The organism is Pseudomonas fluorescens, assembly GCF_005938625.1.
GTDB classification, from domain to species: Bacteria; Pseudomonadota; Gammaproteobacteria; order Pseudomonadales; family Pseudomonadaceae; genus Aquipseudomonas; species Aquipseudomonas fluorescens_BD.
Genome location: NZ_VCNJ01000003.1, coordinates 451,992 through 472,555, shown reverse-complemented (window position 1 = coordinate 472,555; position 20,564 = coordinate 451,992). Strand labels below are relative to the sequence as shown.

The window sequence follows — 20,564 nt, the reverse complement described above, 5'->3', positions numbered from 1 at the left end:
TCCGATCTCTCGTCAGCGGGAGGCGAATTCTACAGCGTTACACGCTGCTGTCAACACCTCTTTTTCAACTTCCTTTCGGCTTCGATGAACTGAAGCAACCCGCTGTCGAAACCTACATAACTCATTGAATCTCAAGGAGTTTTCCGTTTCGACTGCGCCGGAAGTGGGGCGAATTATAGACATCTGAAATCTGCCGTCAACCGTTAATTTCGCTTTTCTTTCAATCACTTGCAGATCGGCTAAAAAACCACCAAATGCACCTATATATAAGAAGGGATCATCAAAGCACCCCAGCCGCCTTCAACTCAGCCACTGCACCCGCGCCCAAGCCCAGCACACCTTGAAGAACCTCCAGCGTATGCTCACCTAGTAAAGGAGGGGCGCGACGATACTCAACCGGCGTCTGCGACATACGGATAGGACTGGCCACCTGCGGCACCATCCCCGCCAGTGCGTGCGGCAGCTCTATCGCCAGGCCGCGCGCCTTCACCTGCGGATCCTCAAACACTTGCGACAGATCATTGATCGGCCCACAAGGCACGCCCGCCTGCTCCAGCTCGGCAACCCATTCGGTAGTCGTCTTGAACACCGTTGCCTGGCGAATCAGCGGAATCAACACCGCCCGGTTCGCCACGCGCAGCTTATTAGTAGCAAAGCGCGGATCGTCAGCCCAGTGTGGCTGACCTGCCACTTCGGCAAACTTGCGGAACTGCCCGTCATTACCCACGGTAAGAATGAAATCGCCGTCAGCCGTAGGAAAGTCCTGATAAGGCACGATGTTCGGATGCGCATTGCCCAGACGCTTAGGCGCGTTGCCCGTGGTCAGATAATTCATCGCCTGATTGGCCAGACATGCAACCTGCACATCCAGCAACGCCATATCGATGTGCTGACCACCACCGTCGTGATCGCGATGAGCCAGCGCCGCCAGAATCGCCACCGTCGAATACAGACCGGTGAGGATATCCGTCAACGCCACACCCACTTTCACCGGCCCGGCACCTTCATCACCCTCGGGACGACCAGTCAGGCTCATCAGCCCGCCCAACCCCTGAATCATGAAGTCATAGCCAGCGCGCTTGGCGTACGGCCCGGTCTGCCCGAATCCGGTAATCGAGCAATAGATCAGGTTCGGATTGATCGCCTTCAGCGACTCATAGTCCAGCCCATAAGCCGCCAGACCACCGACCTTGAAGTTCTCGATGAGGATGTCCGACTTCGCCGCCAACTCTCGCACCAACTTCTGCCCTTCAGGGCGTGTGAAGTCGATAGTCACCGATTGCTTATTGCGATTAGCCGACAGGTAATAAGCCGCTTCTGACGTGTTCTCGCCATAAGAGTCTTTAAGGAAGGGCGGCCCCCAGGCGCGCGTGTCGTCACCATTACCCGGACGCTCGACCTTGATCACCTCGGCGCCAAGGTCGGCGAGGATCTGCCCGGCCCACGGCCCGGCCAAAACGCGCGATAAATCCAGTACCCGCAGATGCGACAGCGCGCCCATGGTCGCTCTCCTATTAATAGAACGCTTGCAGGCCGGTTTGCGCACGCCCCAGGATCAGCGCGTGAACGTCGTGAGTCCCTTCATAGGTATTCACCACTTCCAGGTTGACCAGATGACGGGCCACGCCGAATTCATCGGAGATACCGTTGCCACCCAACATGTCGCGAGCCATACGAGCGATGTCCAGCGACTTGCCGCAGGAGTTGCGCTTCATGATCGAAGTAATCTCGACCGCAGCAGTGCCTTCATCCTTCATACGACCCAGACGCAGGCAACCCTGGAGGGCCAGTGTGATCTCGGTCTGCATGTCAGCCAGTTTCTTCTGGATCAGCTGAGTGGCGGCCAACGGGCGACCGAACTGCTGGCGATCCAGCGTGTACTGGCGAGCGGTGTGCCAGCAGAACTCGGCGGCGCCCAGTGCGCCCCAGGAGATGCCGTAGCGTGCAGAGTTGAGGCAGGTGAACGGGCCTTTCAAACCGCGCACGTCCGGGAAGATGTTCTCTTCCGGCACGAACACGTTGTCCATAACGATCTCACCGGTGATCGACGCACGCAGACCGACCTTGCCGTGAATCGCCGGAGCGCTCAGGCCTTTCCAGCCCTTCTCCAGTACGAAACCACGGATGTCGCCAGCATCATCTTTGGCCCAGACCACAAACACATCAGCGATCGGGCTGTTGGTGATCCACATCTTCGCGCCGGTCAGGCTGTAGCCGCCGTCGACTTTACGTGCACGGGTAATCATCGCGCCCGGATCGGAACCGTGGTTCGGCTCGGTCAGGCCGAAGCAGCCGATCCACTCGCCGGAAGCCAGTTTCGGCAGGTATTTCTGCTTCTGTGCTTCGGTTCCGAATTCGTTGATCGGCACCATCACCAGGGAGGACTGCACGCTCATCATCGAGCGGTAGCCGGAGTCGACACGCTCGACTTCACGGGCAATCAGACCATAGCTGACATAATTGAGACCGCTGCCACCGTACTGCTCGGGGATGGTCGCGCCCAGAAGGCCGACTTCGCCCATCTCGCGGAAGATCGCCGGGTCAGTCTTCTCATGACGGAAAGCTTCGAGAACACGCGGTGCGAGGCTCTGTTGAGCGAACTGCTCGGCGGTGTCGCGGATCATGCGCTCTTCTTCGGTGAGCTGTTGATCCAGCAGCAGGGGATCGATCCAGTTGAAGCTAGCTTTACCGCCCATGAGTGTGTCCTCGCAAATCGGGTGAATTAACGTGGCATTGATCCTAGGCGCGGTTCGCTGTCGCGGCAAACGAGGATTTCGCATTCTGTTGTGCTAATTTCTCACTCCGAAACGTCGCGAAATGCCTTTTATGCGGCGCATTAGTGAGGTTGACGTACATGCGCAGGAAGATTCCCAGCACTACCGCCCTGATCAGCTTCGAAGCCGCCGCACGTCACGAAAGCTTTACCCGCGCCGCCGAAGAACTTTCCCTCACCCAGGGTGCCATTTGCCGACAGATCGCCAGCCTTGAGGAATTCCTCAGCGTCGAACTGTTCCGACGTTCGCGACGCGGAGTGAAACTGACCGAGGCGGGACTTTCCTACAGCCGCCGAGTCGCGACGCAACTCGATGCGGTTGAGCGCGATACGTTGTCAGTGATGGGCCAGCAAGGCACCAATGTGATCGAGTTGGCGGTGGTGCCGACCTTCGGTACGCAATGGCTGCTGCCGCGCCTCAAGGATTTCCAGCTCAGGCACCCGGAGGTCACGGTCAACCTGACCAACCGCACCCGGCCCTTTCTGTTTGCCGATACCGAATTCGATGCGGCGATTTACTTCGGCGACGCTGACTGGTCGGGTACCGAATCCCACAGGCTAATGGGTGAAAATCCGATGCCGGTGTGCAGCCCCACCCTACTCGGCAACAAGACGCATCTGACAGCCGAAGCCATCGCCGAGCTGCCGCTACTGCAGCAGACCACCCGTCCTTACTCGTGGCGCCAGTGGTTCAACTCGCAACAGCTGAATATCCCCCGCGACATGACAGGTCCACGCTACGAGCTATTCTCCATGCTTGCTCAAGCGGCCATGCACGACATGGGTATCGCGCTGATTCCGCCGTTCCTGATCCAACGTGAACTGGCCGAAAAACGCCTGGTGATTGCCAACCCCCAGGCACTCTCAAGCATCAAGGCCTATTACCTCATGATTCCCGAACGAAAAGTCGAATCAGCGTCATTAAAGGCATTTCGTGACTGGCTGGTAACCCAGGCACAGAGCTACAGCCTAGAAGGGTAAAGGCTCACAGCGATAACTAACCCCGTAGTCAGGAAATACAAAGCCCTACAGATATAAGTATTTGTCGCAATTGCACAGACTGTATCCGAAAGTCGTACAGACGTCCCACAAGCGCCTGAAGACGTGGCTTTGAGCCTCCATCGGCGACGCATTGATGCCTATTCACGTCACCGATGAGAAATTTTTCCATAATCGGCCAGAATCCTTGCAAGGCACGGCCTGCAAGGGATTCAGCTGGCCATCTGCGACATTCGGTCACGGCATGACTTGTAGTTAATTTTCCGTCACCCATCATAATCCCTTGAAGGGCATAAAGTTCGCCTGCAAAATGCCGCGCCCCGCCCTGATTTGGCGGGATCGTGCTGATCGGCCGCCCCACTCGCACCATCCGTAGTGCATGGGTTTACTCAATAAGATCACGCAGGAGATTTGACGTGCACATTGGTGTTCCTCTCGAAACCCAGACCGGTGAAACACGGGTTGCTGCAACCCCGGAAACCATTAAAAAGCTGATCAGCCAAGGTCATAAGGTCACTGTGCAAACCGGCGCCGGCGTTAAAGCCAGTGTGGTCGACAGTGCCTATGAAGCGGCAGGCGCAACCATTGGCAGTGCCAATGACGCGTTTGGTGCCGAGCTGATTCTCAAAGTGGTCGCCCCAAGCGATACCGAACTGACGCTGATCAAGCGCGGCGCGGTGCTGGTGGGCATGCTCAACCCGTTCAACAACGAAACCATCGCGAAGATGGCCGAGTGCGGCATTACCGCGTTCGCCCTCGAAGCGGCGCCGCGCACCTCGCGTGCGCAGAGTCTGGATGTGTTGTCGTCGCAGGCGAACATTGCCGGCTATAAGGCTGTGTTGCTGGCCGCTCACCACTATCCGCGCTTCATGCCAATGCTGATGACCGCTGCGGGCACCGTGAAAGCGGCGCGCGTGCTGATTCTCGGCGCCGGTGTGGCCGGGTTGCAGGCAATTGCTACGGCGAAACGTCTGGGTGCGGTGATCGAAGCGTCTGACGTACGTCCGGCAGTGAAAGAGCAAATCGAATCCCTCGGCGCCAAATTCGTCGACGTACCTTACGAGACCGATGAGGAGCGTGAATGCGCCGTCGGTGTCGGCGGTTACGCGCGGCCAATGCCGGCCAGTTGGATGCAGCGTCAGGCCCAGGCTGTGCACGAGCGCGCCAAGCAGGCTGACATCGTCATCACCACCGCGCTGATTCCGGGCCGCAAGGCACCGACGCTGTTGAGCGCGGAGACCGTGGCGCAGATGAAACCGGGCTCGGTGGTCATCGACCTCGCCGCTGCTCAGGGTGGCAACTGCCCGCTGACTGTGGCTGATCAAGTCGTGATCGAGAATGGCGTGACTATTTGCGGCCCGACCAATCTGGCTGGTGAAGTCGCTGCAGACGCCTCGGCACTGTACGCGCGCAACCTGCTGGACTTCCTCAAGCTGGTGTTCACCCAAGAAGGCCAGTTCGACGTCAACCTCGAAGACGACATCGTCGCCGCGTGCCTGATGTGCCGCGACGGCCAAGTCATCCGCAAAAACGCCTAAGCAGGGATTCAGACGATGGAAGAGCTTATCTCCCCCGGTATCTACAACCTGATCATCTTCGTGCTGGCGATTTATGTCGGTTACCACGTGGTCTGGAACGTTACACCTGCGCTGCACACGCCTTTGATGGCGGTAACCAACGCCATTTCGGCGATCGTGATCGTCGGCGCCATGCTTGCTGCTGCACTAACCGTCACGCCGCTGGGCAAAACCATGGGCACCCTCGCCGTGGCACTGGCGGCGGTCAACGTGTTCGGTGGCTTTCTGGTCACCCGCCGCATGCTTGAGATGTTCAAGAAGAAAGCCCCGAAAGTAAAAGAAGAGGCGCCGAAGTAATGAGCATGAATCTCGTCACGACGCTCTACCTGATCGCGTCGATCTGCTTTATCCAGGCCCTCAAAGGGCTGTCGCACCCGACAACTTCGCGGCGCGGCAACCTGTTCGGCATGCTCGGCATGGCGTTGGCGATCCTCACCACCGTCGGCCTCATCTATAAGCTCGGTGCTGAACTGGCCACTGCCGGTATCGGTTACGTGATCGTTGGCCTTTTGGTCGGTGGCACCGCCGGTTCGATCATGGCCAAGCGCGTTGAAATGACCAAGATGCCGGAACTGGTCGCCTTCATGCACAGCATGATCGGCCTCGCAGCGGTGTTCATTGCAATCGCTGCGGTGGTTGAGCCGCAATCGCTGGGCATTGTTAAACAGCTGGGCGATTCGATTCCGACGGGCAACCGTCTGGAGCTGTTCCTCGGTGCGGCCATCGGTGCGATTACCTTCTCCGGTTCGGTAATTGCGTTCGGCAAATTGTCGGGCAAGTACAAGTTCCGCCTGTTTCAGGGCGCACCAGTACAGTTCGCCGGTCAGCATAAGCTCAACGCCGTGCTGGGTCTGGCAACGCTGGCACTCGGCCTGACCTTCATGTTCACCGGCAACCTCACCGCGTTTGCGCTGATGCTGGCGCTGGCGTTCGTGATGGGCGTGCTGATCATCATCCCGATCGGCGGTGCAGACATGCCGGTGGTGGTGTCGATGCTCAACAGCTATTCGGGCTGGGCGGCGGCAGGTATCGGCTTCTCGCTGAACAACTCGATGCTGATCATTGCAGGTTCCTTGGTGGGTTCGAGCGGTGCGATCCTCTCGTACATCATGTGCAAGGCGATGAACCGTTCCTTCTTTAATGTACTGCTCGGCGGTTTCGGCAATACGGCCGATGCCGGCCCGGCCGGTGCGAAAGAAGCACGTCCGGTGAAATCCGGTTCGGCTGACGACGCAACCTTCCTGCTGACCAACGCTGACACCGTGATCATCGTCCCGGGTTACGGCTTGGCGGTAGCGCGTGCACAGCATGCGCTGAAAGAGCTGACCGAGAAGCTTACCCACCGTGGCGTGACCGTGAAGTACGCGATCCACCCGGTTGCCGGCCGTATGCCGGGGCACATGAACGTTCTGCTCGCCGAGGCCGAAGTGCCTTACGACCAGGTGTTCGAGATGGAAGACATCAACTCCGAGTTCGGCCAGGCCGACGTGGTGCTGGTGCTCGGCGCGAACGACGTGGTCAACCCGGCCGCGAAGAACGATCCGAAATCGCCGATTGCCGGCATGCCGATTCTCGAAGCGTTCAAGGCCAAGACCATCATCGTCAACAAGCGCTCGATGGCCAGCGGCTATGCCGGTTTGGACAACGAACTGTTCTATCTGGACAAGACCATGATGGTGTTCGGCGACGCGAAAAAAGTCATCGAAGACATGGTCAAAGCGGTCGAATAATTCCCCGCTGCAGTAGCGAACGCCCCGACTTGTCGGGGCGTTTTTGTTTGCGCAAACAGTCGGACAATTTGCCGCGTTGTTGCAGATCCAGTAACGGTGTTTTACTTCAAACCCGCTAAATAGACGCCTCGTTTGCGACCTTGGTAGCGGGACAGGCGCCCGTCAAATTCACTAGACTGCGCATCCTGCTACTCGCTTCCCGAGATAATAATCCATGTACCGTGACCGTATTCGCCTGCCTTCGTTGTTGGATAAAGTGATGAGCGCCGCCGACGCCGCCGCTCTGATTGAGGACGGCATGACCGTCGGCATGAGCGGTTTTACTCGTGCTGGCGAAGCCAAAGCCGTCCCTCACGCACTGGCCGAGCGCGCCAAGGTCACGCCGCTGAAGATCAGCCTGATGACCGGCGCCAGCCTGGGCAATGACCTCGACAAGCAATTGACCGAGGCCGGCGTACTGTCGCGGCGCATGCCGTTCCAGGTCGACAGTACCCTGCGCAAGGCGATCAACGCCGGTGAAGTGATGTTCATCGACCAACATCTGTCGGAAACCGTCGAGCAACTGCGCAACCAGCAATTGAAGCTGCCGGACATCGCGGTCATCGAAGCTGTGGCCATCACTGAACAAGGCCATATCGTGCCGACCACTTCGGTGGGCAACTCGGCGAGCTTCGCGATTTTCGCCAAACAGGTGATCGTCGAGATCAACCTGGCGCACAACGCTAATCTCGAAGGCCTGCACGACATCTATATCCCGACCTACCGCCCGACGCGCACGCCGATCCCGCTGGTGAAAGTCGACGACCGCATCGGCAGCACGGCGATTCCGATTCCGCCGGAGAAGATTGTCGCCATCGTCATCACCCAGCAGGCCGACTCGCCGTCCACCGTGTCGACCCCGGATGTCGATACCAACGCCATCGCCGAGCACCTGATCACTTTCTTCAAGCAGGAAGTTGACGCCGGGCGCATGACCAACAAGCTCGGCCCATTGCAGGCCGGGATTGGCAACATCGCCAACGCGGTGATGTGCGGCCTGATCGATTCGCCGTTCGAAGACCTGACCATGTACTCCGAAGTACTGCAGGATTCGACCTTCGACCTGATCGACGCCGGCAAGCTGAGCTTTGCCTCGGGCAGTTCAATCACTCTGTCGGAGCGCCGCAACAGCGATGTGTTCGGCAATCTGGAGAAGTACAAGGACAAACTGGTGCTGCGTCCGCAGGAAATCTCCAACCACCCGGAAGTCGTGCGGCGCCTGGGCATCATCGGCATCAACACGGCGCTGGAGTTCGACATCTATGGCAACGTCAATTCCACTCACGTCTGCGGCACGCGGATGATGAATGGCATCGGCGGTTCCGGCGACTTCGCGCGCAACGCACATCTGGCGATATTCGTGACCAAGTCGATCGCCAAGGGCGGCGCAATTTCCAGCGTGGTGCCGATGGTCAGCCACGTTGACCACACCGAGCATGACGTCGATATTCTGGTCACCGAAGTGGGCCTGGCGGACCTTCGCGGCCTGGCGCCAAGGGAGCGTGCGCGAGTGATCATCGATAACTGTGTGCACCCGGACTTCCGTCAGGCACTGAACGATTACTTCACGGCGGCCTGTGCAATCGGTGGTCATACCCCGCATATCCTTCGTGAAGCCTTGAGCTGGCACATGAACCTGGAAGAAACCGGTCGCATGCTCGCGGTTTGATTCACACAGATAATCCGCTGGTGCAAACACAGTTTGCCTCAGCGGTTCTTCGCAACGCCTCCCACTTACAAAAACTGTACTACTGTACCGGTCTTTTCCTACAGCAATTGCCTACGCCCCTCCTCGATTTGAGCATAAATGCACCACTTAAGTGCAGATAGGTACAGTTTGCTCAATTTTGACCCGTACACCCCCTATAAACAGTTAACTGGTCACTCACAATACAGTCGAACTGTATCTAGAGAGAGTTGGCAAACGAGAGGATCATGGGCACCAGTCAAACCACTACCTGATCCCGCCACAAGCGGAAGGATGTCAACCATGGAACGTACACTCAGTTCCGAACTGTTCTTCGAAGACAAAGCTGTAAACACCCAGGCTTCCCTGCCTCTGCGCGTTATCGCCAACCTGATGTTGTGGCAGCGCCGCATCTCCAGCCGCCACCAACTGGCTCGTCTGGATTCGCGTCTGCTGGCTGACGCCGGTATCAGCGAAGCACAACGCTACGAAGAGCTGAGCAAGCCGTTCTGGCGCTAAGTAGCGTCGCTGGCTCTGGTCGTTAGACCCACCGCCAGCAACCCGAATTGAAAAAGCAAAACCCGTCGTGGGAAATCACGACGGGTTTTGTCGTTTTAGGCTCGGGAAATCTCAATACAGCTATCTGGATTGCCGACCAGTACAGTTCAACAAAATATAAATCTGGACAAGTACAATTTCATCTCGCTGTATCTGCCTCTTTTTCTGTCGCAGGCTCAACATGACCTTCCGCCATCACCGGCAATAAGGAATTCGTCATGAATGACTTACAGGATGTTTCAGAAAACTTCAGCCAACTCTACCCTCGCCCAAACGCTCTGCGTCGCCTGTTTCTCGGGCTTCGGGACAGCCTGGCACGCGCCAGAACGCGGCGACTGCTGGCTCAACTGGATGGCCGTGACCTCGCCGATCTTGGCCTCAGCCACGCCGATCGCCTCCATGAACTGGATAAGCCCTTCTGGCGCTAGCATTCTGCCCACTGTCCGAACCTCGCCAGCAGGCCTAATATCCACGCAGAACGTGGCGAATGCTGTGTCACTGGCGTCTGACTCCTCAGATACCGAGCCACCTCTCTCTACGGTTTATCCAAAGGAGTTACACCATGTCCCGTCTTCGTCTGCTCAGTGCTGCCGCCCTGCTGGCTGTGGCTGCCAACGCCAGCGCCACCAGCTTCATCGTGACCACCGACGCCGTTGTCGGCGCTCTGAAATCCTCGTCCGACGCTACCTCCGACGTCACCTCGTCGTTCCGTGACGACAAGATCGTTCTTGCCGCCCGTGACGACGCTGCCAGCTTCGTGGCCAGCGAAGGTGAAATCCGTGGCGTGAAACTGGAAAGCGCGCTGGATCACATCCGTCACCAGGCGCCACAGCTGCAAGCCACTGACGCACAACTGGCTCAGGCCATCCTGACGATCTAAGCGCCAGGTACAAATCGGGACACGCCGGTCGTGTCCCGATGTTTCGGCGCTGGCTCTGGCCCGGGCATTGCGCTAGCCTTTGGGCTCACCAACCATTACCGAGTCCGATGCGCTTTCTTCCAAATCTGCTGATTCCCTCCCTATTGTTCACCGCCTGCTGGACGGCGCCGGCCAATGCCTTTGATGCTTTCAACGCGTCGACACAAGGCACCGTCGTCAGTGGTTATGCCACCAGCATGGTGTCTTCCGCGCCTTTCGACCGTAAACTGCTGCTCGCCGCCCATGATGACGCGGCCGCATTTGTTGCCAGTGATGGCGAATGGCGAGGTGCTCGTCTGGAGTCCGCGCTGCATTACCTGCGCAAAACCCGGCCGAAACTTCATGTCAGCGACCTTGAACTGGCAGAAGCAATTCTCGTCCAATAGTTATCCTGTACCCCCAGTTATCCTTGCCCTTCCGGAGTCGTTCCATGCGTAGCCCGCTGATTGCTGCCGCCCTTGGCCTGTTTTTGTTGGCCGATGTGGCCCAGGCGCACACCCTGGTAGCCACCAGTAACATCATCGTTCGTGCCTCCCAGCGCACCATCGATTTCACTTCCGACACCACTACGTCGATTCGCGATTCGAAAATCATCCGCGAAGCCCACGACGACGCTGCCAGTTTCGTAGCGTCCAATGGCGACATCCGTGGCGCGCACCTGGAAGCCGCTCTCAATACCTTGCGCACTCGCGTACCGGAAGCGCGCGACGCCAGCGATCAGGTTCTCGCCGAAGCCATCCTCGCACTGTGAAGTCACTCGGCGCCTGGCTGCTGGCCGGGGCGTTGTTGCTGCTTGGCAACAGCGCCCACGCCAGCCTGCAACTGCGGCTCAAGACCGACGGTTTGAGCCCCGCCCAACAACAGGCCAGCCAGGCGCTGATCGATGAGGCGATGCAAAAGCTGCCGCCGAGCTTTATCGAACGGCTGGATCGGCGCATCGATGTCGGCTGGACGGACGACATGCCCGGCAACGCCTACGGACAGGCCACACTGGTCGCCGAACTCGATCTGAATCGAAAACTGCTCGCCAGTCTTACTGACGGCAGCGCAGCCAAAGAAAAAACCAACCGTCCTCACGGCACTGTGCGCCAGGAACTGCTCGCCACGGTGTTGCATGAAATCACCCATATTTATGATCGCGCGCGCCTGTGGCCGAGTGCCGAGCGCACGCTGATCCAGCGCTGCACTCGACGGTTCAACAGCGCCGGGCTGATCGGCATTCCCGATGAGTGTCGTGGCCAGAACGGCCGTCGCTTCACCCTCAGCGATGATCCGCGCCTGCTCGACCTCGCCGGTTGGCAACAATACGTCGGCCGTCGGGGTGAGCGCGAACAACACAACCGGCAGATCGCGCGCAGCCCGGACCTGTACGAAATCTCCAGCCCGAAGGAGTTCGTCGCGGTCAACATGGAGTACTTCCTCCTCGACCCGAGCTATTCCTGCCGCCGCCCGGCGCTGTATCGCTATTACCAGCAGCACTTCGGCTGGGCACCGCCGGCCAAGGACACTTGCAGCAAGACCTTCTCCTTTCTCAATGCCGGCAACGACTTCGCCAAGCAACCCTTGGGGCAGGTCGATCCTGAACGGGTGTATGCCGTTGACTATCTGCTGGCAGAGGCCAATCAGAACTGGGTCAGCCGTTGGGGCCACAGCATGTTGCGCCTGGTGATTTGCGCACCGGGCCGCCCGCGTGGGCCGGATTGCCGACTCGACCTGGACCAGCATCTGGTGTTGTCCTACCGCGCCTTTGTCGGCGATGTACAGCTGTCGAGCTGGGATGGACTGGTCGGCAAATACCCGTCGCGATTGTTCGTATTGCCGCTCGCGCAGGTCATCGACGAATACACCAAGACCGAACTGCGCAGCCTCGCCTCGGTGCCGTTGAACCTGTCACGTGACGAGATCGAAGGCGTGGTCGAACACGCTGCGGAAATGCACTGGAGCTATGACGGCAACTACTTCTTCCTCTCCAACAACTGTGCAGTGGAAGGCCTGAAGCTTTTGCGCAGCGGCAGTAACAACAACCAGTTCGTCGGACTGGACAGCATCATGCCCAACGGCTTGCTGGAAGTGATGAAGGGCCGTGGTCTGGCGGACACCAGCGTGCTGGATGATCCGAAAGAAGCGTTGCGTCTGGGCTATCGCTTCGACTCGTTCCGCGATCGCTATCAGGCGATGTTCGATGTGCTGAAAAAGCAATTGCCAATCAAGCAGAACACCGTTGAGGAATGGCTTTCGCTGACAGCCGAAGAACGCCGTGAGTGGTTCGAACGCGCCGACCTGCGCACCAGCGCCGCCCTGCTGCTGTTGGAGCAGGCCAGTTATCGACGCCAGTTGTTGCTGGCTCAGGATGAGGTCAAGCAACGCTACCTCGGCGCGCGGGAGCTGGAAAATGGCGGCATGGACAAGGCCAACGCGACCTTGCAGGAAATTCTCGCCAACAGCGGGTTCCTTAGCCGTCCGGCAGAATTGCTCGATTCCAAGGGTTACGGATTGCCGCAGCCGACCGAGTTCACTCGACTCGAAGCGGAGAGCAGTCAGCGGCAGAAGAAGCTGCTGGCACTGTCGGGTGATCTGGACGCCGAAGTACGCAAGTTGCTGGAGCCGAAGCGGGCCGCGGAGATAGCGGCCAGTGAGGAGAACGTGAAGCAGATTGGCGCGCATCTGCGCAAACTGCACAAGGCCTCCGGCGGACTGGAGCTGCCCTGAAAAAAGACCGCAGCCATTGGCTGCGGTCTTTTTTATTGCCTGCGGATCAATACAAAACGCCATCGAGAATTTCGTAGACGATCCCGGTGCCCACCGCGATCAGCACAATGTCGCCCCCCGCCCGGCGCCATTCGTAGCCCGGATACACCGGCAAACGACCTAACGCCCGATTATCCAGACGCTCGCCGTAATAGCCGTGCGGCAACGGCCGGCCACGCTCCAGATGAATCCCCGGAGGCGGCGGTGCACCGCGCACGAAGTAGCCATGATTGTCGCGAATGGTCTGGCGCACCGGTCCGAAGTCACGGGGCGGCGGGCCGCCACGGTGATCGCTCTGCGGACCACGGTGATCATCACCGCGATTGTCGCCACGGTTATCGTAATGGCCCTGCTGCGGACCGCCGTGGTCGTGATCATCGCGCGGGTCGGCGCTGGCCAGCAGCGGTGTCGCACTGATCATCAGCACGCCCAGTCCGGCCATCAGACGTTTCGGCATTTTCATCGGGTCTTTCCTCACGGCACAAACAGCAAAAAGGGCCTCAGAACGATGTTCTGAAGCCCTCGGTCTTGCTCATTTAGTCTGTGCCGCGAGGCGCTAATTCCTCTGTATCAGGAACTTTACCTTCAGCTGACGCGGGCCTTACGCACACCTTCGGAGAGTGCCGAGCACAGGCTCAACACGCCGTCGATGGCCTGCGCTGGCGTCGTTGCATTGGCGATGTGATCGATCAACGCCGAGCCCACCACAACACCGTCAGCCAGACGCGCGATGGACGCCGCTTGCTCCGGAGTGCGGATGCCAAAACCGATGCTGATCGGCAGATCGGTATGACGACGCAAACGGGTCACCGCCTCTTCGACGTGCTCCAGGGTTGCTGCACCGGCACCGGTCACACCGGCCACCGACACGTAGTAAACGAAACCGGAACTGCCATTGAGCACTTTCGGCAGACGCGCATCGTCGGTGGTCGGCGTGGTCAGGCGGATAAAATCCAGACCCGCAGCCTGCGCCGGGTCGCACAGCTCGGCATTATGCTCAGGCGGCATGTCGACCACGATCAAACCATCGACGCCGGCCTCTTTCGCCTCAGCAATGAAGCGCGGTACGCCGTACATGTGAATCGGGTTGAAGTAGCCCATCAGCACCAGCGGCGTATCACTGTTGCCTTCGCGGAATTCACGAACCATTTGCAGGGTTTTCAGCAGATTCTGCTTGGCACCCAAGGCACGAATGTTCGCTAATTGAATCGCCGGGCCGTCGGCCATCGGGTCGGTGAACGGCATGCCCAACTCGATCACGTCGGCGCCAGCACCCGGCAAGCCTTTAAGGATTGCCAGCGAAGTGTCGTAGTCCGGGTCACCGGCGGTGACGAAAGTCACCAGCGCAGCGCGGTTCTGTTCTTTGAGGTCGGCAAAACGCGTTTGCAGGCGGCTCATCAGTGTTTCTCCTGCTGGGACTGTTCCATATGGTGCATGACGGTCTGCATGTCTTTGTCGCCACGGCCCGACAGGTTGACCACCATCAGGTGATCCTTCGGCAGCTTCGGTGCACGTTTGAACACTTCAGCCAATGCATGGGCGCTTTCCAGTGCAGGAATAATCCCTTCCAGTCGGCAGCATTTGTGGAACGCATCCAGCGCTTCGTCGTCGGTCACCGAGGTGTACTGAACGCGACCGATGTCATGCAACCACGCGTGTTCCGGGCCGATGCCTGGGTAGTCGAGGCCGGCGGAAATCGAGTGGGCGTCGATGATCTGGCCGTCGTCGTCCTGCAACAAGAAAGTACGGTTGCCGTGCAACACACCCGGAACGCCGCCATTCAGGCTCGCCGCGTGCTTGCCGGTTTCAATGCCGTAACCCGCAGCTTCAACACCGATGATTTCGACGCTCTTGTCGTCGAGGAACGGATGGAACAAGCCCATCGCGTTGGAACCGCCACCGATGCACGCCACCAGGCTGTCCGGCAGACGACCTTCCTGTGCTTGCAACTGATCGCGGGTTTCCTTGCCGATAACGGCCTGGAAGTCGCGAACCATCGCCGGATAAGGGTGCGGGCCGGCCACGGTGCCTATCAGGTAGAAGGTGTTGTCGACGTTGGTCACCCAGTCACGCAGGGCTTCGTTCATCGCGTCTTTCAGAGTGCCGGTGCCAGCAACCACAGGAATCACTTCAGCGCCCAGCAATTTCATGCGGAAGACGTTGGCCTGCTGACGTTCGATGTCAGTGGTGCCCATGTAGATCACGCAATCCAGACCGAAACGTGCGGCGACGGTGGCAGTGGCCACGCCGTGCATGCCGGCGCCGGTCTCGGCGATGATGCGTTTTTTGCCCATGCGCCGCGCCAGCAGGATCTGGCCGATGCAGTTATTGATCTTGTGCGCGCCGGTGTGGTTCAGCTCTTCGCGCTTGAGATAAATCTTCGCGCCGCCGCAGAATTCGGTCAGGCGTTCAGCGAAATACAGCGGGCTCGGACGTCCGACGTAGTCACGCTGGAAGTAGGCCAATTCTTCTTTGAATGCCGGATCTTCCTTGGCCGCTTCGTATTCGCGGGCCAGATCGAGGATCAACGGCATCAGGGTTTCTGCCACGTAGCGGCCACCGAACGAGCCGAACAGGCCGTTATCGTCCGGGCCGTTACGCAGATCAGAGGTGTTCGAAGTCTGGGTCATGGGTCGCTCCAGGTGAATTCGGGTCAAAAGACAATGACGACCACTCTACCCCTGACCTTCCAGGCTGAAAACCGATAAGATCGCCACAACCTGTCAGGAAAACTCACAGATACCATGAGCCACGACCTTCCCCCGCTGAACGCCTTGCGTGCGTTCGAAGCAACCGCCCGGCTGAACAGTGTCAGTCAGGCCGCCGAACAGCTACACGTCACACATGGCGCGGTCAGTCGGCAGCTAAAGGTGCTGGAAGAACACCTTGGCGTCAGTCTGTTCGTCAAGGATGGACGCGGCTTGAAACTCACAGATGCCGGCGTGCGTTTGCGTGATGCCAGTGGCGAGGCGTTTGATCGCTTGCGCAGTGTTTGCGCTGAATTGACGCAAAGCACGGCGGATGCGCCGTTCGTCTTAGGTTGCTCGGGGAGCCTGCTGGCGCGCTGGTTTATTCCGCGTCTGGGGCGGTTGAATGCTGATCTGCCGGACTTGCGCCTGCATCTGTCAGCGGGTGAAGGTGATCTCGATCCTCGTCGCCCGGGACTGGACGCTTTGCTGCTGTTCGCCGAACCACCGTGGCCTGCGGATATGCAAGTTTATGAACTGGCGGCAGAACGCATCGGCCCGGTCATGAGTCCGTTGTTCAGCGGCTATCAACGCCTGCAAACGGCGCCAGCCTCAGCGCTGTTGGATGAACCGCTGCTGCACACGACCTCTCGTCCACAGGCGTGGCCGAGTTGGGCACAGCAAATCCACCTCGACGCCAAAGCGCTGAGGTTGGGGCAGGGTTTCGAGCATTTGTATTATTTGCTGGAAGCAGCAGTTGCTGGGCTTGGCGTGGCTATCGCGCCCGAACCGCTGGTAACAGAAGATTTGAAGGCCGGTCGCCTGGTTGCGCCGTGGGGTTTCTGTGAAACCCCGGCGCAACTGGCGTTGTGGCTACCCAAGCGCGCCGCAGACGGGCGCGCCCGGCAACTGGCGCAATGGCTCAAGAACGAGCTGCGACAGAGCGATCACTCGCCGCGCTTGAACAGCAAGTAAGCGGCCAGCAGACCGATCGCACCGACTGCGACACCGGCGGTCGTCCACGGATGTTCCTGCGCGTAATCACGGGTGGCGATCCCGGTTTCGCGGGTTTTCACTTTGACTTCTTCATAGGCATCGCTGAGCAGGTGACGCGAATGTTTCAGCGCGCTTTCGGCATTGCTTTTCAGCGCCTTGAGGGTCTTGCGCGACTCGTCCGAAGCGTCGTCCTTCAGGCTTTCCAACGACTTGAGCAGACTCTCGATCTCGGCTTCCATGCTTTGCAACGAGGCTTTACGTAAAGAGGTGTTGGCCATGGTGGCTCTCCTGCATTGGTGATGAGTGGCGTGTGTTGGTTGGGACTTCAGCGGTTTGAGAAAGTGCAGAAAATCTGAACTTCGTCCGCGCAGGGGCGCCGAAATCCACAGTGCAGATTCACTGCTAGTCTCAAATCCACACGCCAAGGAGATCGTTATGAGTGACCATCACACGTACAAGAAAGTCGAGCTGGTCGGTTCGTCCGCCAGCAGCATCGAAGACGCTATCAACAACGCGCTGGCCGAAGCCAACAAGAGCATCAAGCATCTTGAGTGGTTTGAAGTGGTCGACACCCGTGGCCACATCAAGGACGGCAAGGCTGCGCACTTTCAAGTGACGCTGAAAGTCGGCTTCCGCATTGCCAGCAGCTGAGTTTGGTCTAGTCTTCTGAACTTGCGCGCTGGCCGAGTGCCATAGGAATGGCAAAGCGCTACAGGGTGAGTGCATCGGGTGAAACCTCGATGCCCGCCTCTTTTAATCCGACCAGGGAGTGCGACCGATGAAGAAGTTCATGTTGGCAGTAGGTTTGTTGAGCCTTGCGGGTGGTGCGTTTGCTGCCGGTAAGCCTTGTGAAGATTTGAAAAGCGAGATTGCGGCGAAGCTGGATGCCAAGGGCGTTTCCGGGTATTCGCTGGAGATTGTCGATAAGGGTGCAGATGCAGGCGCCAAGGTCGTTGGCTCCTGTGAAGGTGGCACTAAGGAAATCGTCTACAAACGCGGTTGATCGCGTGTGAAATACAAAAAGCCGACGTGAAGGCGTCGGCTTTTTTGTGTCCGGGATTTGAGATTTTTTTGGGTTTGAAATTGAACCCCCTCACCCCAGCCCTCTCCCCCAAGGGGGCGAGGGGGAAAGGGAGCAGATCGGGGTTGTTCAGAATCTGAGTACGACTCGATTTTTCAGGTCGATGTCGAGTGCAAGAACACCTCAATCAGTCCCCTCTCCTTCCGGGAGAGGGCTAGGGTGAGGGTGCCTTTCGGCTTTTCAGCCCTTCATGACCTGCGCCAACAACTCATAGGAATGCACGCGATCGGCGTGTTCGTAGAGATCACTGGTAAAAATCAGCTCATCCGCCTGGGTCTGCTCAACCAGCACCTCCAGCTTCGCGCGAATCTTCTGCGGGCTGCCGACCATCGCCAGACCGAGGAAGTCACCGACGGCTTCACGCTCATGGGGCAACCACAGGCCATCCATGGTTTTCACCGGCGGACGTTGCACCAGACTCTGCCCACGCATCAAGGCGAGAATGCGCTGATACACCGAGGTCGCCAGGTAATCGGCTTGTTCATCGGTATCCGCCGCCACCAAAGGCACACCGAGCATCACGTACGGCTTGTCGAGCACCGCCGACGGCTTGAAGTGATTGCGATAAACGCGGATCGCTTCATGCATGAAGCGCGGGGCGAAATGCGAGGCAAAGGCGTAGGGCAAACCGCGCTCACCGGCCAGTTGCGCACTGAACAGGCTGGAACCCAGCAACCAGATCGGCACATTGGTGCCCGTGCCCGGCATAGCAATCACGCGCTGATCCGGGGTACGCGGGCCGAGGTAGCGCATCAGTTCGGCAACATCTTCGGGGAAATCATCGGCGCTGCCGGAGCGTTCACGGCGCAAGGCACGGGCGGTCATCTGGTCGGAACCCGGCGCGCGGCCCAGGCCGAGGTCGATCCGTCCCGGATACAGGCTTTCCAGCGTGCCGAACTGCTCGGCAATCACCAGCGGCGCATGGTTGGGCAGCATCACACCGCCGGAGCCGACACGAATGGTCGATGTACCGCCGGCCAGATAACCGAGCAGCACAGACGTCGCCGAGCTGGCGATGCCGTCCATGTTGTGGTGTTCAGCCACCCAGAACCGCGTGTAGCCAAACTTCTCGACATGCTGCGCCAGATCCAGCGAGTTGCGCAGCGATTGCGCCGGGCTGCCGTTTTCGCGCACCGGTACCAGATCGAGGGTGGAAAACTTTACGTCGGACAGTTGCTTCATAAACCTGCGTCTCCGAGTCGGGAGGCAGGTTTTTCTTGCGAACGAAAACCTGCCGAATTCATAAGCGTGTTTTGTGCAATGAGGGCATATACCCGAGTTTCAATAGCAGCGATGAAATTTCCTACTAAAAAAGTCAACGATTCAGCCGGGCTGAACTTTGTTCCGACGTCTATCCTCAGAAGCCTTGCAAGTAAAACCACGACGGCGCGGCGTTTCCGCGCCAGATCTTGAGGAGGCAGACATGGCTATCGTGAAGAAAGCATCCGCACATTGGGCAGGCGATCTGAAAACCGGCATCGGCTCGATCTCCACCGAAACCGGTGTCCTCAGAGAAGCCCCCTACGGTTTCAAGGCGCGCTTTGAGGGCGGTAAGGGCACCAACCCGGAAGAGCTGATCGGCGCCGCGCATGCCGGTTGTTTCTCCATGGCGTTTTCGATGATTCTGGGCGATGCGGGCCTCAAGGCCGACAGCATCGACACTCAGGCTGAAGTGACCCTTGATCAGGTGGATGGCGGGTTCGCGATCACCGCGGTGAAGCTGATCCTGAAGGCGAAAATCCCGGGGGCGACTCAGGCGCAGTTCGAAGAGCTGAGCAACAAGGCCAAGGAAGGGTGCCCGGTGTCGAAGGTGCTGAATGCGAAGATTACGCTTGAGGCTTCACTGATTTCTTAAGGTTCGAATCAGGCGTTGCCTTTGCCGACGCCTTCGCGAGCAAGCTCGCTCCCACAATGAACGGGTCTAGCCAGAACCAATGTGGGAGCGAGCTTGCTCGCGAAGGCGATTTCACAATCAACCCGGAGCTTGAAACCGAAACACAACTTGTGAGCGAAGTCAGAACCCTCGCCATCAAAATGTGGTCGAATAAATGACAGCAGCTTCAGCGCACGCCCGTGCGCGCTGCCTCAGGGAGCTTCACTCATGAAACGTATTGGCTTGGCGATTCTCTGCAGTGCACTGGCCACTTCTGTCATTGCGGCGCCCAAAGATTGCGAAGAACTCAAGAAAGAGATCGAAATCAAGATTCAGGCCAAAGCAGTGCCATCCTACACACTGGAAATCGTAAGCAAGGAAGAAGCGGCAAAACATGACATCGCCATGGTGGTCGGTTCATGTGAGAACGGCACCAAAGCGATCATCTATCAGAAGAACGACAGCTGAGTTGCCTCAGATAATGCAGTTGTATTCGTAATCCTCGGCGACGATTTCGCGCTTGGCGTTGTAGAGCCGGGCACTCGGGGTGAACGCCAGCGAACGGCCCTCCAGCGTGTAACGCTGGCCGGCTTCGAAATGGTCGTAGCGGATGTACATGTAACACAACCGCTCTACCGGGCCGTTCATCAAGCTGCCGCCACCACCAAATACTTCGAAATCGAACCGCACGCGCAGTTCGTGACTGCCGGGGGTGACCTGAAAGTAGCGCCCGTCATTCAGTCGTTGTTTGTCTAGACGCTCGGCCATGAGCACTTTACCGCCGGGTGTCGGTGTCGAAAAATCGACCCAGGCCATGTGCGGATCGGCCGGAGGCAAAGGCGTCTGACAACCGGCCAAAAGACTGGAAGCGAGCAACAACAGCAACTGGCGCATGAT

Annotated in this window: 24 protein-coding genes; 16 read left to right on the top strand and 8 right to left on the bottom strand. The window is 58.6% G+C overall.

The window, feature by feature from the left end:
* Window positions 1-280: 280 nt before the first annotated feature.
* Both FGA82_RS04125 and FGA82_RS04120 read right to left on the bottom strand, forming a co-directional pair.
* Window positions 281-1,501: a CaiB/BaiF CoA transferase family protein gene (locus tag FGA82_RS04125; protein ID WP_141126112.1), complete on the bottom strand. Its 1,221-nt coding sequence runs from the start codon at window positions 1,499-1,501 to the stop codon at window positions 281-283.
* A 13-nt stretch (window positions 1,502-1,514) separates the two neighbouring features.
* The gene (locus tag FGA82_RS04120; RefSeq protein WP_007953903.1) at window positions 1,515-2,696 is read right to left on the bottom strand and encodes an acyl-CoA dehydrogenase; all 1,182 of its coding nucleotides are present in this window, start codon (window positions 2,694-2,696) and stop codon (window positions 1,515-1,517) included.
* 158 nt (window positions 2,697-2,854) lie between these two features.
* On the opposite strand from FGA82_RS04120, the gene FGA82_RS04115 reads away from it, so the two are divergent.
* The 11 genes from FGA82_RS04115 (at window position 2,855) to FGA82_RS04065 (ending at window position 12,991) form a co-directional block, all read left to right on the top strand.
* Window positions 2,855-3,754: a LysR family transcriptional regulator gene (locus FGA82_RS04115; protein WP_141126111.1), complete on the top strand. Its 900-nt coding sequence runs from the start codon at window positions 2,855-2,857 to the stop codon at window positions 3,752-3,754.
* A 434-nt stretch (window positions 3,755-4,188) separates the two neighbouring features.
* Entirely contained in the window at window positions 4,189-5,310 is a 1,122-nt protein-coding gene (locus tag FGA82_RS04110; RefSeq protein ID WP_141126110.1) for a Re/Si-specific NAD(P)(+) transhydrogenase subunit alpha, read from the top strand.
* A 15-nt stretch (window positions 5,311-5,325) separates the two neighbouring features.
* A complete protein-coding gene (locus FGA82_RS04105) occupies window positions 5,326-5,646 on the top strand; it encodes an NAD(P) transhydrogenase subunit alpha (RefSeq protein WP_003187417.1) in 321 nt (106 codons plus the stop codon).
* Window positions 5,646-7,079 (top strand): NAD(P)(+) transhydrogenase (Re/Si-specific) subunit beta, encoded by a 1,434-nt coding sequence (locus FGA82_RS04100; protein WP_016985542.1) that lies wholly within the window; start codon window positions 5,646-5,648, stop codon window positions 7,077-7,079. The genes FGA82_RS04105 and FGA82_RS04100 overlap by 1 nt, the downstream gene beginning before the upstream one ends.
* Window positions 7,080-7,293: 214 nt before the next feature.
* Window positions 7,294-8,787: an acetyl-CoA hydrolase/transferase family protein gene (locus tag FGA82_RS04095; protein ID WP_141126109.1), complete on the top strand. Its 1,494-nt coding sequence runs from the start codon at window positions 7,294-7,296 to the stop codon at window positions 8,785-8,787.
* A gap of 321 nt (window positions 8,788-9,108) precedes the next feature.
* A complete protein-coding gene (locus FGA82_RS04090; RefSeq protein ID WP_007911656.1) occupies window positions 9,109-9,324 on the top strand; it encodes a DUF1127 domain-containing protein in 216 nt (71 codons plus the stop codon).
* A 257-nt stretch (window positions 9,325-9,581) separates the two neighbouring features.
* Complete coding sequence (locus FGA82_RS04085; RefSeq protein WP_141126108.1) at window positions 9,582-9,791, top strand: DUF1127 domain-containing protein; 210 nt, start codon at window positions 9,582-9,584, stop codon at window positions 9,789-9,791.
* Window positions 9,792-9,925: 134 nt separating this feature from the next.
* Window positions 9,926-10,243 carry a DUF2388 domain-containing protein gene (locus tag FGA82_RS04080; protein ID WP_007911658.1) on the top strand — a complete coding sequence of 106 codons (318 nt, stop codon included), beginning with the start codon at window positions 9,926-9,928 and terminating at the stop codon, window positions 10,241-10,243.
* A 107-nt stretch (window positions 10,244-10,350) separates the two neighbouring features.
* The gene (locus FGA82_RS04075) at window positions 10,351-10,668 is read left to right on the top strand and encodes a DUF2388 domain-containing protein (RefSeq protein WP_141126107.1); all 318 of its coding nucleotides are present in this window, start codon (window positions 10,351-10,353) and stop codon (window positions 10,666-10,668) included.
* Window positions 10,669-10,712: 44 nt separating this feature from the next.
* On the top strand, window positions 10,713-11,033 hold the full coding sequence (locus FGA82_RS04070) for a DUF2388 domain-containing protein (RefSeq protein ID WP_034152281.1): 321 nt from the start codon (window positions 10,713-10,715) through the stop codon (window positions 11,031-11,033).
* Window positions 11,030-12,991, top strand: a complete 1,962-nt coding sequence (locus tag FGA82_RS04065) for a DUF4105 domain-containing protein (protein ID WP_141126106.1) — start codon at window positions 11,030-11,032, stop codon at window positions 12,989-12,991. Before FGA82_RS04070 ends, FGA82_RS04065 begins: the two co-directional genes overlap by 4 nt.
* A gap of 46 nt (window positions 12,992-13,037) precedes the next feature.
* Here the strand turns inward: FGA82_RS04065 and FGA82_RS04060 are convergent, their stop codons facing one another.
* The 3 genes from FGA82_RS04060 to trpB all read right to left on the bottom strand — a co-directional run bounded on the left by FGA82_RS04060 (window position 13,038) and on the right by trpB (window position 15,660).
* Entirely contained in the window at window positions 13,038-13,493 is a 456-nt protein-coding gene (locus tag FGA82_RS04060; RefSeq protein ID WP_038365119.1) for an anti-virulence regulator CigR family protein, read from the bottom strand.
* Between the two features lie 122 nt (window positions 13,494-13,615).
* Entirely contained in the window at window positions 13,616-14,428 is an 813-nt protein-coding gene (trpA, locus tag FGA82_RS04055) for a tryptophan synthase subunit alpha (RefSeq protein WP_141126105.1), read from the bottom strand.
* Window positions 14,428-15,660, bottom strand: coding sequence for a tryptophan synthase subunit beta (gene trpB / locus FGA82_RS04050; RefSeq protein ID WP_141126104.1), 1,233 nt, complete (start codon window positions 15,658-15,660; stop codon window positions 14,428-14,430). Before trpB ends, trpA begins: the two co-directional genes overlap by 1 nt.
* Window positions 15,661-15,774: 114 nt before the next feature.
* On the opposite strand from trpB, the gene FGA82_RS04045 reads away from it, so the two are divergent.
* Window positions 15,775-16,692 (top strand): LysR family transcriptional regulator, encoded by a 918-nt coding sequence (locus FGA82_RS04045; protein ID WP_141126103.1) that lies wholly within the window; start codon window positions 15,775-15,777, stop codon window positions 16,690-16,692.
* On the opposite strand, the gene FGA82_RS04040 is transcribed toward FGA82_RS04045, so the two are convergent.
* Window positions 16,665-16,991: a DUF883 family protein gene (locus FGA82_RS04040; protein ID WP_007911686.1), complete on the bottom strand. Its 327-nt coding sequence runs from the start codon at window positions 16,989-16,991 to the stop codon at window positions 16,665-16,667. The genes FGA82_RS04045 and FGA82_RS04040 overlap by 28 nt on opposite strands.
* Before the next feature lie 157 nt (window positions 16,992-17,148).
* On the opposite strand from FGA82_RS04040, the gene FGA82_RS04035 reads away from it, so the two are divergent.
* Together FGA82_RS04035 and FGA82_RS04030 are read left to right on the top strand one after the other, a co-directional pair.
* Window positions 17,149-17,364, top strand: a complete 216-nt coding sequence (locus FGA82_RS04035; protein ID WP_007911688.1) for a dodecin — start codon at window positions 17,149-17,151, stop codon at window positions 17,362-17,364.
* Window positions 17,365-17,491: 127 nt separating this feature from the next.
* Window positions 17,492-17,716, top strand: a complete 225-nt coding sequence (locus tag FGA82_RS04030) for a DUF1161 domain-containing protein (RefSeq protein ID WP_141126102.1) — start codon at window positions 17,492-17,494, stop codon at window positions 17,714-17,716.
* A 258-nt stretch (window positions 17,717-17,974) separates the two neighbouring features.
* Here the strand turns inward: FGA82_RS04030 and FGA82_RS04025 are convergent, their stop codons facing one another.
* Window positions 17,975-18,976, bottom strand: a complete 1,002-nt coding sequence (locus tag FGA82_RS04025) for an LLM class flavin-dependent oxidoreductase (protein ID WP_141126101.1) — start codon at window positions 18,974-18,976, stop codon at window positions 17,975-17,977.
* 241 nt (window positions 18,977-19,217) lie between these two features.
* Between FGA82_RS04025 and FGA82_RS04020 the strand changes: the two genes are divergently transcribed.
* Both FGA82_RS04020 and FGA82_RS04015 read left to right on the top strand, forming a co-directional pair.
* The gene (locus tag FGA82_RS04020) at window positions 19,218-19,649 is read left to right on the top strand and encodes an OsmC family protein (protein WP_122842068.1); all 432 of its coding nucleotides are present in this window, start codon (window positions 19,218-19,220) and stop codon (window positions 19,647-19,649) included.
* 246 nt (window positions 19,650-19,895) lie between these two features.
* Window positions 19,896-20,135: a DUF1161 domain-containing protein gene (locus FGA82_RS04015; protein WP_034152272.1), complete on the top strand. Its 240-nt coding sequence runs from the start codon at window positions 19,896-19,898 to the stop codon at window positions 20,133-20,135.
* A gap of 6 nt (window positions 20,136-20,141) precedes the next feature.
* Here the strand turns inward: FGA82_RS04015 and FGA82_RS04010 are convergent, their stop codons facing one another.
* The gene (locus tag FGA82_RS04010) at window positions 20,142-20,561 is read right to left on the bottom strand and encodes a hypothetical protein (protein ID WP_141126100.1); all 420 of its coding nucleotides are present in this window, start codon (window positions 20,559-20,561) and stop codon (window positions 20,142-20,144) included.
* Window positions 20,562-20,564 lie beyond the last annotated feature (3 nt).